The sequence below is a fragment of the Methylophaga sp. F7 genome (assembly GCF_056863975.1).
Genome location: NZ_CM166511.1, coordinates 663,091 through 677,126, shown reverse-complemented (window position 1 = coordinate 677,126; position 14,036 = coordinate 663,091). Strand labels below are relative to the sequence as shown.

19 protein-coding genes are annotated in these 14,036 nt (G+C 45.8%); 7 read left to right on the top strand and 12 right to left on the bottom strand.

Translation table 11 applies throughout. The features are described from left to right. Positions 1-41: 41 nt before the first annotated feature. The 5 genes from AC08OG_RS03505 to AC08OG_RS03485 form a co-directional block, all read right to left on the bottom strand. The gene (locus AC08OG_RS03505) at positions 42-950 is read right to left on the bottom strand and encodes a YybS family protein (protein WP_292357808.1); all 909 of its coding nucleotides are present in this window, start codon (positions 948-950) and stop codon (positions 42-44) included. Between the two features lie 37 nt (positions 951-987). Next, positions 988-1,215: a 30S ribosomal protein S18 gene (gene rpsR / locus AC08OG_RS03500; RefSeq protein WP_292357806.1), complete on the bottom strand. Its 228-nt coding sequence runs from the start codon at positions 1,213-1,215 to the stop codon at positions 988-990. 15 nt (positions 1,216-1,230) lie between these two features. Beyond that, positions 1,231-1,575 carry a 30S ribosomal protein S6 gene (gene rpsF, locus AC08OG_RS03495; protein WP_292357805.1) on the bottom strand — a complete coding sequence of 115 codons (345 nt, stop codon included), beginning with the start codon at positions 1,573-1,575 and terminating at the stop codon, positions 1,231-1,233. Positions 1,576-1,678: 103 nt separating this feature from the next. Next, positions 1,679-2,407 (bottom strand): 23S rRNA (guanosine(2251)-2'-O)-methyltransferase RlmB, encoded by a 729-nt coding sequence (rlmB, locus tag AC08OG_RS03490; protein WP_292358134.1) that lies wholly within the window; start codon positions 2,405-2,407, stop codon positions 1,679-1,681. 37 nt (positions 2,408-2,444) lie between these two features. Beyond that, positions 2,445-3,125 (bottom strand): YiaD family glycine zipper/OmpA-like lipoprotein, encoded by a 681-nt coding sequence (locus AC08OG_RS03485; RefSeq protein WP_292357804.1) that lies wholly within the window; start codon positions 3,123-3,125, stop codon positions 2,445-2,447. Positions 3,126-3,219: 94 nt separating this feature from the next. Between AC08OG_RS03485 and moaB the strand changes: the two genes are divergently transcribed. From moaB to AC08OG_RS03460, 5 genes are read left to right on the top strand one after another with little or no spacing between them, the layout of a single operon-like run. Next, entirely contained in the window at positions 3,220-3,735 is a 516-nt protein-coding gene (gene moaB / locus AC08OG_RS03480; RefSeq protein WP_292357802.1) for a molybdenum cofactor biosynthesis protein B, read from the top strand. After that, on the top strand, positions 3,732-3,983 hold the full coding sequence (locus AC08OG_RS03475; protein ID WP_292357801.1) for a glutaredoxin family protein: 252 nt from the start codon (positions 3,732-3,734) through the stop codon (positions 3,981-3,983). Before moaB ends, AC08OG_RS03475 begins: the two co-directional genes overlap by 4 nt. A 53-nt stretch (positions 3,984-4,036) precedes the next feature. After that, positions 4,037-4,927, top strand: coding sequence for an alpha/beta fold hydrolase (locus AC08OG_RS03470; protein WP_292357799.1), 891 nt, complete (start codon positions 4,037-4,039; stop codon positions 4,925-4,927). A 36-nt stretch (positions 4,928-4,963) separates the two neighbouring features. After that, a complete protein-coding gene (gene rnd / locus AC08OG_RS03465) occupies positions 4,964-6,112 on the top strand; it encodes a ribonuclease D (RefSeq protein WP_292357797.1) in 1,149 nt (382 codons plus the stop codon). Between the two features lie 4 nt (positions 6,113-6,116). Next, a complete protein-coding gene (locus tag AC08OG_RS03460; protein WP_292357795.1) occupies positions 6,117-7,052 on the top strand; it encodes a carbohydrate kinase family protein in 936 nt (311 codons plus the stop codon). Positions 7,053-7,087: 35 nt separating this feature from the next. Here the strand turns inward: AC08OG_RS03460 and AC08OG_RS03455 are convergent, their stop codons facing one another. The 7 genes from AC08OG_RS03455 to AC08OG_RS03425 all read right to left on the bottom strand — a co-directional run bounded on the left by AC08OG_RS03455 (position 7,088) and on the right by AC08OG_RS03425 (position 12,607). Then, positions 7,088-7,576, bottom strand: a complete 489-nt coding sequence (locus AC08OG_RS03455; RefSeq protein WP_292357793.1) for a phosphatidylglycerophosphatase A family protein — start codon at positions 7,574-7,576, stop codon at positions 7,088-7,090. Then, positions 7,560-8,534 carry a thiamine-phosphate kinase gene (thiL, locus tag AC08OG_RS03450; protein WP_292357791.1) on the bottom strand — a complete coding sequence of 325 codons (975 nt, stop codon included), beginning with the start codon at positions 8,532-8,534 and terminating at the stop codon, positions 7,560-7,562. The genes AC08OG_RS03455 and thiL overlap by 17 nt, the downstream gene beginning before the upstream one ends. 47 nt (positions 8,535-8,581) lie before the next feature. Beyond that, positions 8,582-9,043 (bottom strand): transcription antitermination factor NusB, encoded by a 462-nt coding sequence (gene nusB / locus AC08OG_RS03445; RefSeq protein ID WP_292357789.1) that lies wholly within the window; start codon positions 9,041-9,043, stop codon positions 8,582-8,584. After that, the gene (ribH, locus tag AC08OG_RS03440; RefSeq protein ID WP_292357787.1) at positions 9,044-9,526 is read right to left on the bottom strand and encodes a 6,7-dimethyl-8-ribityllumazine synthase; all 483 of its coding nucleotides are present in this window, start codon (positions 9,524-9,526) and stop codon (positions 9,044-9,046) included. It lies immediately after the preceding gene. 68 nt (positions 9,527-9,594) lie between these two features. Then, entirely contained in the window at positions 9,595-10,470 is an 876-nt protein-coding gene (locus AC08OG_RS03435; protein WP_439503806.1) for a symmetrical bis(5'-nucleosyl)-tetraphosphatase, read from the bottom strand. A gap of 12 nt (positions 10,471-10,482) precedes the next feature. Beyond that, a complete protein-coding gene (locus tag AC08OG_RS03430; protein ID WP_292357783.1) occupies positions 10,483-10,965 on the bottom strand; it encodes a DUF934 domain-containing protein in 483 nt (160 codons plus the stop codon). Further along, positions 10,949-12,607 (bottom strand): nitrite/sulfite reductase, encoded by a 1,659-nt coding sequence (locus AC08OG_RS03425; RefSeq protein ID WP_292357781.1) that lies wholly within the window; start codon positions 12,605-12,607, stop codon positions 10,949-10,951. Before AC08OG_RS03425 ends, AC08OG_RS03430 begins: the two co-directional genes overlap by 17 nt. A 405-nt stretch (positions 12,608-13,012) precedes the next feature. Between AC08OG_RS03425 and AC08OG_RS03420 the strand changes: the two genes are divergently transcribed. Then, entirely contained in the window at positions 13,013-13,456 is a 444-nt protein-coding gene (locus AC08OG_RS03420) for a DUF3465 domain-containing protein (RefSeq protein ID WP_292357780.1), read from the top strand. A 4-nt stretch (positions 13,457-13,460) separates the two neighbouring features. Then, positions 13,461-14,000 (top strand): DNA-deoxyinosine glycosylase, encoded by a 540-nt coding sequence (locus AC08OG_RS03415; RefSeq protein WP_292357779.1) that lies wholly within the window; start codon positions 13,461-13,463, stop codon positions 13,998-14,000. Positions 14,001-14,036 lie beyond the last annotated feature (36 nt).

Below are 14,036 nucleotides of genomic sequence, written 5' to 3'. Positions count from 1 at the left end.
ACCCTCATTCGCAGTCTCAGACTGCTTATAAAATAACCGCGTTACGCGATTGCGCGTTTGCGAAAATTAAACCATTGTTCCAATATGCCCAGTGTGGCAGTTAAAATCATCATTTGTGGCAGCATTAACACCATCAGCACATACATTACGACTAACCAGGCGACTGACTTTTGTTTCAATCGAACGATTGCATGTGCAACCGCAATACCTTGTAATGCAAAAAGCACTAACAGCACCGGTAAACAATCAACCAGCAACGTCAAAGACCCCGCCATTCCAGTCAGGGAAAGCCCCATCAAGACGGCTGTCACAGTCGCCAGTGTTTTACCCAGAGTAATTTGAGTAAACTCACTGCCAAATGCACCCTCGTTATATAACGAGGCTTGCCATGCACGGCCAATCAAAATGCCCAGAATAATATTGACACTTACTGCTGCGGCAATCAGACCGGTCATCATGCTGGCCATTTGTACCAGAAAGTTTTGCGTTTCTGTGGCGTTCATCTGCCAACCGGATTGTTCAGATAGTAATTGAACAAATGGTGTCAGCATTTCCTGCCACCACAATGCCGGATTAGGCAAAAAGATATGTGATATCAGTACCACCAGAATACCGACTCCGGCCGCAGCCAGAAGCGCCCGTTCCAAAGAACGACTGTATCCCAGCACCAGGGTCACCAGATAAGCCGGTAACCAACTGGTCAGCAATAACGCCAATGCAATCCAGAGTTGTCCGAATAACAGTCCGGCGACGGCAGCAAACACTACCAAGGTTGCGGCCATTACCCGGAGGCCTTCTTGAGGGCCTACACGTAATGTGGCCAGCACAATTACCCCGCTAGCGAGATAATTGAGTGGTGGGAGCAACATTGCAGCGACCGATAGCAAAGCAGCTGCCAAAGCAGCCTGCCAGCGACCTTTCATTGCAAAATCAGCGATTCCCCGCAACATAATATTTTGATCTTAACCTTACAACTGAAAAGCTAAATTACTTGTGCATGTCACAGTAAGGCAGCAATGCCAGAAACCGTGCACGTTTGACACAAGTTGACAGCTGACGCTGGAAACGAGCTTTAGTACCGGTAATACGACTTGGAACGATCTTGCCTGTTTCAGTAACGAAATTCTTAAGCAGGTTTACGTCTTTATAATCGATTTGTTTCACACCTTCAGCGGTGAAACGACAAAATTTTCTACGTCTGAAAAAACGTGCCATCGTGATATCTCCTGATTAGGCTTTTGAAGCGGGTTTTTCGTCGTCTTTGCGCATCATAGGAGAAGCTTCTGTAACAGCTTCGTCCATGCTGACAACAAGGTGACGGATAACGGCATCATTAAAACGGAAAGCAGTTGTGACTTCGTTCAATTGCTCAACATCACATTCAACATTCATCAACACATAATGTGCTTTGTGAACTTTGTTGATTGGATAGGCCAATTGACGGCGGCCCCAGTCTTCCAGACGGTGAACCTGACCACCAGCAGCGGTCAAAGTTTGGGTATAGCGCTCGATCATACCGGGCACTTGTTCGCTCTGATCAGGGTGGACCAGAAACACGATTTCGTAATGTCTCAATTTGAGCTCCTCACGGTTTATACAGCTTGCTGAAAAATTTCAGAAAGCAAGGAGTTTTACCTATCAAAGGCAATCTGGCATTTTACTTTATTTTACTACCTGCTCACAAGCGGCGTTGACGATCCGCTTCAAATAAGCAGACGCCTGCAGCAACAGATACGTTGAGACTCTCGGCGGCTCCCTGCATCGGGATATACATAACCTGATCACAATGATCTCTGGTCAACCTGCGAATACCCTGCCCTTCAGCTCCCAAGATGATCGCTAACGGCCCCTTGAGATCGGCTTGGTAAAGACTTAACTCGCTCTCCCCAGATGTGCCGACCAGCCAGATCCCTCTTTGCTGCAGATCCCTTAATACCCGCGCAAGATTGGTCACCTGAATAAACGGCAGGCGCTCAGCAGCACCACTGGAAATTTTGATTGCTGTCGGCGTTAACCCTGAGGCACGATCTTTGGGTGCAATCACGGCATGCGCTCCGGCCGCCTCCGCGGTACGCAGACATGCGCCCAGATTATGAGGATCCTGGACACCATCCAGAATCAACAAAAACGGTGTTTGCTGTAAATTATCCAGTATTGTGTCTAGATCCGTTTCATCCAACACAGCTAATGGATGACAGCGGGCAACACAGCCCTGATGACGACTTTCCGGCACCATATCATCCAGTTGATGACGTTGGGTTTTATGTAAACGAATCCCCTGATCGCCAGCCAGCTTGTAAATGGTCTCCACACGTTGATCATGGCGTTCGTCAGCCACCCAGATTTCGGCCACACGTGAAACAGGCGACTCAAGAGCCGCCTGTACCGCATGTAAACCAAAAATCAAATCCTGAGATGGTGCCTGATTTCTTTCTGATGTGCCTTTACGGCGTTTGGTAGGCTTCAGCTTCCTGTCCCTCAACAATAGGTTTAACAATAATTTCTACACGACGATTCAACTGTCGCCCGGCTTCGGTATCATTTGTGGCTCGCGGCTCAAGTTCACCACGGCCCATTGGTACCAGACGTTCTTTCAGCACACCTCGTGACGCAAAGTAGTTTGTTACCGATTGCGCCCGGCGTTCAGAAAGTTGCTGATTATAACTTTCTGAACCTTTGCTGTCGGTATGTCCAATGACATGAATTATCGTTTTCGGATAACGCTGCAACACATCAGCGACTTTATTCAGAGTCGGTTCAAAGGCAGGTTTGATGGCTGAGCTGTCAAAGTCAAAAGAGACTTCATTAGAAATATCAATTTTTAAGGATTCATCCTGCAATTGTTGAATTTGCAATTCATTGCGCGCCTGTTCATCGGCCAGCGCCTGATTCATTTCACGCTGCTGATTATCCATATATCGACCAACACCTGCACCTGCCAGAGTACCTACTGCGGCACCGGCAATAACACCACCAGCTCCATCATCAATCGCGTACCCGATTATTGATCCTGCAGCTGCGCCAATGGCAGCGCCACGCTTAGTTCGCATGTTAGGATCATCTGCGGCACAACCAGACATCATGATTGCGGTTGAGATTGCTGAGACTAATAAAACTTTTTTCATTGTTATGACTCCTCACTATTGCGTTGCATTCTAGACCCTACGTCATATGGTGACTATACTTGTTTTTAATCTTTACATACGAGAACCACTGCTCATGGACCGTGACTTTATTGCTGTCAGAATTGCCATCCTAACGGTTTCAGATACCCGGACTGAATCCGATGATGTATCAGGAAAAACCTTAAAAGACCGTTTGCTTGCTGCAGGCCATGAGCTGGCTGACAAAAAGATTGTTACAGATGATATTTATCAGATACGTTCTGTTATTTCGCAATGGATATGTGACGAAAAGGTGGACGTTATTATCACCACTGGTGGCACAGGACTAACGGGTAGAGATGGCACACCGGAAGCTGTCAGTGTTTTATTTGATAAAGAAATCACCGGTTTTGGTGAGCTGTTCCGGCAGATTTCCTATGACATTATTCGCACATCGACTGTGCAATCCAGAGCAATAGCCGGCGTGGCAAATGGCACGTTTATTTTTTGTCTGCCTGGTTCTTCAGGCGCTTGTAAAAACGCTTGGGATGATATTTTACAATACCAACTGGATGTTCGGCATCGTCCCTGCAATTTTGTTGAACTCATCCCACGATTGCGTGAGACATGATTCAACTGCAATTATTTTCTACCGCTGGTTGTCATTTATGCGAATTAGCGGTGGAGCAAGTTCATAACTTACCAGCTGCTGACAACATTCAATTGCAGATTATCGAAATTGGTGATGATGATCAGCTGGTAGAGCAATATGGCATCCGCATCCCGGTGATTAAATTTTCTGACGATAGTGAATTGAACTGGCCCTTCACACAGCAAGATATTCTGCAGAAAATTGCTGCTGCAGATCTGGAACTTTAAGTCGACTCACCGCTCTTAACTTTACTGTAAGTTAATCGCTCCGGAGTCACTTGATGAAAGCGTTAGTCTGGCCTCTTTTGGTTTTCTGGTCTGTTTCGACACCAATAATTGCCGCCGAATTTCCGGCTATCCCGGGCCAACGTTATGACGTGGGAGGTTACCAGTTACACATCAATTGCACTGGCTCAGGAAGTCCAACCGTTCTGGTGGATGTAGGGCTTGGCGATGATTCTACTGACTGGCTGCCAATTCAGCAGGCAATTTCTCAAAATTCCCGGATTTGTATATTTGATCGTGCCGGCTATGGCTGGAGTGATTTTGGTCCTGCGCCCAGAACCAGCAATAGAATTGCACAAGAACTGGAAATCTTATTAGAGGAAGCCGATATACCTGCTCCATATATTCTGGTTGGACATTCATTTGGTGGATACAATATTCGTATCTTTGCCGCTAACAATCCGGATATGGTTGCCGGCATGGTATTGGTTGACGCATCGCATGAAGATCAATACAACCAGTTTAAAATTAAACTGCCTAATAATTTCAATCGCCGCGGTACGATTATGATTTTGCCCAAATCGACTGACAGCATGGCGCATGCCAATAAGCCACCAATGTTACGTGAACGAGCATTTCATGCTGCCCGAGCAGAAATTTCTGCTCTCGAACAAAGCGCAGTTCAAGTTCAACAGAATTCTGCTATGCCTGTCGTGCCGCTGATTGTCATCAGTCGCGGTAAACCTGAATGGTATGGGGATCTGGTAATGCAGCAACGCGAAAAAACCTGGATTAATCTGCAGCAGGATCTCACGCATTTATCGCCCATCAGCCAACATATGTTTGCCCATCAGAGTGGTCATGCGATTCCCCATGAACAACCCGAAATCATCATTGAAGCCATAGAAAAGGTGCTGACCCAGGCGAACGCCCGCAATATCCTTTAAAAACAGTTATACTGAGCGCTTTTTTAGCTGGATAACATGACTGTTCTTTACATTGATTCGGATGCTGCGTTAACACAATTTTGCTCGGAAATTCAGCACAGCAAATGGCTGGCCATTGACACGGAATTCCTTCGCGAAAAAACCTATTATCCCCAGTTGTGCCTGATCCAGATTGCCAATGACGATACCATTGCCTGTGTTGATCCCATCGCTATAAAAGATCTCACTCCTTTGCTGGATTTACTTTATCAACCGGATATAACACTGGTTTTTCATGCAGCCCGGCAGGATCTGGAACTGCTGTATCTGTTAAAAAATTCCCTTCCACCAAATCTGTTTGATACCCAGCTGGCCGCGACTATCCTGGGGGATGGCGATCAGATTGGTTATGGCAACCTGGTTAAACAACGTCTTGACGTCAGCCTTGATAAAGCCCATTCCAGAGCCGACTGGACACAGCGTCCATTAAGTCCTGAACAATTGGAATATGCAGCAGATGATGTACGTTATCTGCGCGAGCTTTATCATCAAATGTCTGCCGATCTGGAAAAACAACAGCGTACGGAATGGCTTAAAGAAGATTTTGCCGCCCTGTCCAATGCAGATAATTACGTTGCTGATCCTGAAACAATCTGGCGCAAAATTCGTGGCGCGGGTAAATTAAAAGGTGTTCAACTGGCCATATTACAGCAACTGGCAGCATGGCGTGAACAGCGCGCAATGGAGCGGGATCGCCCAAGGCGTTGGATTCTCAAAGATGAAGTGATGCTGGATCTGGCAAGATTTGCCCCTGAAAAACCGGAAAAACTCAGTCAAATCCGTGGGCTTGAAGCGCGTGATATTGAACGCAGTGGTCGAGCTATTATTGACGTTATCAGCAAAGCCAAACAAACTCCGCCCGAACAATGGCCAATATTGCTTAAACCTGAACCACTGAGCAATCAGCAGGAAGCTCTGATTGATGCATTGATGGCATTATTACGCAAATTCTGTGATGAGCAATCGATCACTCCAATTGCCGTGGCCAGCCGTAAAGACATTGAAAAGCTGGTACGTGGGGATAAAGATCTTACTTTATTAAATGGCTGGCGATATCAAATCGTTGGCCATCACCTGACTGATTTTATCAGTGGTCATCTGTCAGTTACTGCTGATGCACAACAGATTCATACAAAAGAGGTATAGCAACATGTCGGTACTTATCTGTGGCTCATTTGCCTACGACAATATTATGGTTTTTCCAGACCAATTTAAAAATCACATTCTGCCTGATAAAGTGCATATGTTGAATGTGGCGTTTCTTGTACCTGAATTACGCCGTGAATTTGGTGGTTGTGCCGGTAATATTGCTTTCAATATGAAACTGTTGGGTGATGAGCCAGTACCGATGGGAACAGTGGGCAGCGACTTCGCTACCTATGCGGCCTGGATGGATAAATTTTCGATTATCCGTCGTCATGTGCATGTTAAAGACGATCATTTCACTGCACAGGCTTATATCACTACCGATATTGATGATAATCAGATCACTGCTTTTCATCCCGGGGCAATGAACCTGGCTCATGAAACCAAAATCACCGAAGCGCAAAATATCAAGCTGGGCATTATCGCTCCAGATGGTCGTGATGGCATGATTCAACATGCCCAGCAATTTGCGGATGCCGGCATTCCATTTATTTTTGATCCGGGTCAGGGTTTACCGATGTTTGATGGTGAAGATCTGCTGCAATTTGCCAGACAGGCAACGTATATTGCTTTGAATGATTATGAAGCCCAGTTATTTGAAGATAGAACTGGTCTGCCACCCGAAGAAATAGCCAAACTTGTTGAAGCATTAATCATTACCCGTGGCGCTCAGGGCTCACACATCTACACAGAAGGTAAACGTATAGATATCCCATGTGCTAAAGCTGAAAAAGTTGTAGACCCAACTGGTTGTGGGGATGCTTATCGTGCAGGATTATTACACGGTATTTTGCATGGCAAGGATTGGGAAATGACTGGGCGTATCGCCTCGTTATTGGGCGCCATTAAAATTGAACAACATGGCACGCAGAATCATCAATTTACTAGTCAGAGTTTTGCTGAACGGTTTGAACAGAACTTTGGTATGCAATTAAGTTAAATACATTGTAGCTCTGAGACTGCAATCTGGCAGTTTCAGAGCAAATAATAGCTAAGCTGTAATATAAACGCGGCTAACACGCCAGCGATTACATCATCCAGCATAATGCCAAAACCACCATGTAATTTACGGTCGGCCCATGATATTGGCCATGGCTTCCAGATATCAAAGAATCTGAACAATACAAAGCCCAAAAGCATCCACTGCCAACCTGCTGGCGCGGCAATCATCGTCACCAGATAACCAACAATTTCATCCCATACCACAGCAGAAGGATCGTCCTTTTCAAGCCAATTTACTGCTTGCTGACAAATCCAGATCCCGGCGATAAAAGCAACTACCGTAATGAGTAAATAACTTAACAGCCCGACATCTTGTATCAACCAGTAGATGGGTAATGCGACTAATGTACCCATGGTGCCCGGTGCTTTGGGGGATAATCCCGAACCAAAGCCATAGGCCAGCAAACAGGCTGGTCTTTTGAGCAACTGTGAAAAAGTGACCTTATTATGCGAAGTGGTCATAGCCTGCCTTTATTTCTGAGAATGCCTGCCATTCACCTTGGGCATTCTGATAAAACATACCTACATCTTCAGTGATTTCACCAATCACTTGAATCATCTCAGGAAACTGTTGTTTAAGTTTCGCCACATTGCCCGCCGTCGCGGTAAAGCATAATTCGTAATCATCACCACCCGTCAAAGCCAGTTGCGTTGCCATTTCTGTGGGCAATTTTTTTAAGGCATCAGAAAATGGTAAAGCAGATATATCCAGCTTTGCCCCTTTTCCACTCGCATTAAGTATATGATTCAAATCAGCCAATAAACCATCTGAAATATCAATCGCCGCATGTGCTTTGCCGACCAGTTGCTGACCTATTTGATTACGCGGTGTCGGCATTTCCAACCGTTGTAATAGATATTCAAAATCTGTATCAGTTAACAATCCTGTTTCTAGTTGCCCCAATCTAAACTGCAGCCCTGCGGCGGCATCCCCCAGACATCCGGTTACACAAATCAAATCGGTTGATTCAGCAGCACTACGCTGCAATATATTTTGCTTGGCTACATGCCCATGCACCTGAATGGTAATGGTTAATGGACCACGGGTGGTATCCCCGCCCACCAGCTGGATTTGATATTTTTTAGCGATATATGCCAAGCCGGCTGAAAACTGTTTTAACCAGTCATCATTGATTTCAGGCAAGGTTAAGGCCAGAGTGAACCAGGCAGGTTGAGCACCCATAGCGGCCAGATCACTGAGATTGACAGCCAGAGCTTTGATACCCAGACGATACGGATCAACATCGGCAAAAAAATGTATGCCTTGTACCAAGGTATCAATTGAAACTGCCGTATAGGTATCCTGAGGATTGTTTAAAACGGCACAATCATCACCGATCCCCACAATCACATCTTCGCGATGAGTCGTTAACGCATGGAAATACTGCTGAATCAGTGAAAATTCGGGAGAAGGTTTCATTCAAAAAAAGCCCCGTCTGGATGATTTTATCTTTTCGGGGCAGTTAATCAATTCGCTTTTTTCTGAGCGCGAGCGGCTTTGGCAGCCTGATATTCTGGCTGGCGTAAACGGGCGCCCATTTTATCGAGAACCCCGTTAACGTATTTATGGCCCTGTTCACCCCCAAATGATTTGGCCAGTTCAACGGCTTCATTCAAGACCACGCGATACGGAATATCCGGACGGTGCATATATTCAAAAACGGCCAGACGTAATACTGAAATCTCAACAGGGTCAACAGTGGCTAAACTTCTGTCTACCGCATGGGTCAGTTCGGCATCAATGGTATCGATTTCTTTAGTAACACCTTCCACCAGAAGTTGAAAATAGTTTTTGTCGATTTTATTGGCGTATTCCGCCATGACAAAATCCATCGTGTCTTTTTCAGGAGCCTGATTATTGACCAAAGATTGATAAAGCGCTTGCACGGCAGCACGTCGAGCCTGAGTCCGGGGCAGTCCACCAGCCATTTACTTGGCAGCTCCGATTTGGCGCAACACGTTAACCATTTCAATCATGCCCATCGCTGCTTCAGCACCTTTATTACCGGCTTTAGTGCCAGCACGTTCAATCGCCTGTTCGATGGTATCAACAGTCAACACACCAAAAGCAATTGGAATATCCAATTGCAACGTCAGTTGGCCCAGCCCTTTTGAACATTCCCCAGCGACATATTCAAAATGCGGAGTACCACCACGAATCACCGCACCTAATGCAATGATTGCATCATACTTGCCTGTTTTACCCATACGTTGCACAGCCAGCGGGATTTCAACGGCTCCAGGAACGCGGGCAATTTCAATATCTTTTTCCGCAGCACCATGACGTAATAATGTATCTACTGCACCGGCAATCAGATTATCAACAATAAAATCATTGAAACGGCCTGCAACGATACCTACTCGTATGCCTTTTGCGGAAAAGTCACCTGAAAAGGTTTTGATATTGCTCATATTTCAGAAATGTCCAAAAGAAAAAAAAGATATTGTACTGTGTTTAAAAATGAATGCCTAACAGTCAGTTACAGCCAGCGCTGTTTTTCAGCAGCCGTTTTATTGCCAGTATGCGGTAATCCATCGGCATCAGCTTCAACAACCGTCCATTGATAAGGCGTTTGATCAATTCGCACAGCCGTTAATTGCTCGCCCCAGACCGCGCCACTATCCAATGAAAACACATTGTCATACTGACCGGTGCCCAGTTGTGACCAATGGCCAAAGACTATTTTGTCATTGACGCTGGCGCGATTGGGCATCATAAACCAAGGCTTCTGATCCTCTGGTTTATCCTTGGGCGCGCCTTTGAATTTCAGCGCCAGGCTGCCGTCTTCATTGCAGTATCGCAGACGTGTAAAACAATTGGTAATGAAGCGTAATCTATCCCAGCCGGTTAACTCAGCAGACCAGCGCTTGGGTTTGTTGCCATACATATGTTTAAAAAATTCACGCCAGTCGTCTGATTGAAGCACCGATTCGACTTCAGCGGCTCTTTCCAATGCCTCATCGATGCTCCACTCAGGAGGTAAGCCAGCATGCACCATTGAAAACTGTAATTCCCTATCATGATAAAACAAGGGTTGTTGGCGTAACCAGTTAATCAATTCATCACTGTCTTCAGCGGTCAAAACCGGTTCAATGGTATCCAGCCGATGAGTGAATTCATTATTTCCCGCAGCGTGGGCCAGCATATGCAAATCATGGTTGCCCAATACGACTTTTGCTGACTGCTCACCTAACTGTCGCACAAACCTGAGGGTGTCTAACGATTTTGGACCACGATTAACCAGGTCACCAGCTAACCAGATTTGATCCTGCTGCGGATCAAATCTCACAACCTCAAGTAATTTGATCAGCTCATCAAAACATCCCTGAACATCACCAATTGCATAGACAGCCATAGGATTAACGAATTAACGGCGACGGTATAACGGAACAGGTCTGAGCACTGTTGCCTGATAACTGTCACTGAAATCATCGAATGCCGCCAGGGCTTGCGTCAGATGGTCAGGGTTGGCCAGTTCAAAACTGTTGATACCGCATTGCGACATATAAAACAGCTGGTCGTATAGCACATCACCCTGGGCACGGATTTCACCTTTAAACTGGTACCTGTCACGCAACAGACGGGCGTAGGAATAGCAACGTCCATCAGTAAATGCTGGAAATAACAGTACAATCAGTTGAAAACGAGCCAAATCCGGCACAATTTCCTCAAGTGGGTCGTCGCCGGAAAGCCGAATGCCCAGACCACCTTCATGCTGGCTCAACGTTTCGTGCTGTTCCTGCCAACGGGTTATTGAAACCGTAATGTTGCCAGCAACCAATGCAGCTTCATCATCAAGATGCTGCCAATTGTCGTCAACGATCTCGCGATCTTTAATGATCTTCTGCATAAACACGCTCCTTGAAAGGATCTACGCCAACACGTCGTACCGTCGCGAGGAAGCTCTCATCTTCATGGCGCAGATCGATATAAGCATCCAATAAATGGGCAACAGTATCGACCACATCCGCTTTTGGAATCGCCCGGCCCAGACGCTCACCAAGTGACGCATCTGCTTCTGAACTTCCACCCAGAGTAAACTGATACCACTCTTCGCCTTTCTTATCGACGCCCAGAATACCTATATGCCCCACGCTTTGATGGGCACAGCCATTCATGCAGCCAGAAAACTTGATTTTGATATCACCCAGATCATGCAGATAATCCAAATCATCAAACCGTTGAGCAATCCCTTTGGATAACGGGATTGAAGTCGCATTGGCCAGACCACAATAATCCAGTCCTGGACAGCAGATAATATCGGTCAGAGTATTAATATTTGGTGTAGCCAAATCCTCTGCATTGAGGCGCAGCCATAAGGCATACAAATCCGCTTGTTTCACATCGGCAAACACCAGGTTTTGAGTGTGAGTGGAACGCACTTCACTAAAGCTGAATTCATCCGCTAAATCTGCTACTACTTCAAGTTGTTCGGAAGTAATATCACCTGGAGCCTGGCCCGGTTTTTTCAATGAAACATAGACCGCACTGTAACCTGGAACTTTATGGTCGGCAGTATTTTGTTTAACCCAAAGGGCAAATTCTTTATCTTGCGCGACTAAATCAGCAAAACTGCTATCAGAATCAGCCGCATCCCGTTCATAAGCCGGCTCAGTAAAATACTGTTTTACCCGTTCAATTTCTTTTGTATCCAGTTTTAACTGATCGCGAATATGTACCCACTCAGCCTCGACCAATTCGCGGATGTGGTTAATACCATGTTCCCGAACCGTGATCTTGATACGGGCTTTATATTTATTATCACGACGACCTAGGCGGTTATAAACACGCACTATGGCTTCGAGATATGACAATAGATCCTGTTTTTCCAGGAAAGGACGAATCTGTTCACCAATGATTGGTGTACGACCTAAACCACCGCCTACAAGGACTTCGAAGCCAACGTCGCCTTCGTGATTTTTTACCAGATGCAAACCGATATCATGCAACTTGGTTGCTGCACGATCTTCTTTTGAGCCTACAACAGCAATTTTAAATTTGCGCGGTAAATAAGCAAACTCAGGGTGGAAGGTAGACCATTGGCGAATCATCTCAGCCCATGGGCGTGGATCTTCTATTTCATTGGCATTCACCCCGGCGAGCTGATCCGAAGTGGTATTACGAATACAATTACCACTGCTTTGAATGGCATGCATCTGGACCGTCGCCAGCTCCGCCAGAATATCTGGCACATCTTCCAGTTTGGGCCAGTTCATTTGAAAATTCTGTCGTGTAGTGAAATGCACAAAGCCTTTATCATAACGGCGTGCAACTTCTGCAATTTTACGAACCTGACGGGATGACATCATGCCGTAAGGAACAGCGACTCGCAGCATCGGAGCATGGATTTGAATATACAAACCATTCATCAGGCGTAACGGACGGAATTGCTCTTCAGTCAATTCACCGGCAAGAAAACGACGGGTCTGATCGCGAAATTGAGCTACCCGCTGATCTATCATCGTTTGATCATACTTATCGTACTGATACATTTATGGTCTCTAAACGGTTTCAATGGACCGCACATTATAACGATGACGACATATAACAGGAAATTATAAATGGCTATATCGTTATTAATTGCCGCCCAAAAAGCCACTAAAGCTAACCAAGTCAGTCCATGATTCATCGACGATAACAATAGCTTGGGAGGATGAATATATCTGAAAACCGATACCTTCTGCGATAAAAGCTTCGCTTCCAGACCGGTCGGACTGATGGGGATTTGCCGACACCACAGATTTGAGATGTGCCATATTACGCAAAAAAACTTACTGCACTGTAAGCAACGCAACCAGATAAAATGGTTACGGCGAATATTGGGTGTCAATTGCACCTTTCTGCTAAACAACAGCCAGTAAACTATTGGATTGAGCTATTGGCGGAGCAAATCGATAATGTCTAAACCAAAGCGTATGCAACAACGAGTGTGGATCATATTTGGCTTTGCCATTCTGATCTTTATGGGCAGTTTTTATGAGCCCGCACCGCAGAATAATCCCCCCGCAACGGCCAGTAATATTGAACAGCTCATTGAACAACGGCAAAGTGATGTTCAAATTGAGGTGTCGGGTACAGTCACCCGGCTACTTTCCGACGACAACGACGGTAGTCGACATCAACGTTTTATTATTGAATTAGCCAGCGGACAAACCCTGTTAATTGTTCACAATATCGATTTGGCACCCAGAATTGACGATATCAGAGAAGGTGATGAAGTCCGTGTTTACGGTGAATATATCTGGAATGATAAGGGCGGCTTAATTCACTGGACCCATCATGATCCGGCCAACCGTCATCCGCATGGCTGGATAAGACATCAGGACAGGCTCTATCAGTAAGGCTATGGAAAACAATCAAATTCTGGAACTAGCCACCAGCTTTCCACCAATTATTGGCACAACACCGAAAATCCTTATTCTCGGTTCCATGCCAGGGCTGGAATCATTAAAACAGCAGCGTTATTACGCCCATCCACGCAATGCGTTCTGGCCAATCATTACGTCGCTTTATGGTCACTCGGAGAAGTTAGACTATTCACAACGCTGTGAGTTATTAAAACAGCAGCAGATTGCTGTGTGGGATGTGTTGAAAAGTTGTTATCGACCGGGGAGCCTGGATCAAAATATTGAAACGCAGTCAATGATTGCTAATGATTTTGTGGCTTTTCTGCAGCTTCATCCATCAGTAACACAAATCTTTTTTAATGGTGGTAAAGCAGAACAGGTCTTCAAACGCTATGTGGCAAAACAACTGGAAGCTGCGAGAATTTCACCGTTATTCCACAGGCTACCCTCCACCAGTCCTGCCCATGCCGCTATGAACTATGAAACAAAACAACGGATTTGGCATCAGGCCTTATCAGGGGCTATTACCCCTTCATAGCCGCCAACAGTGGTGGATATGAAAGATCAGCAAGCC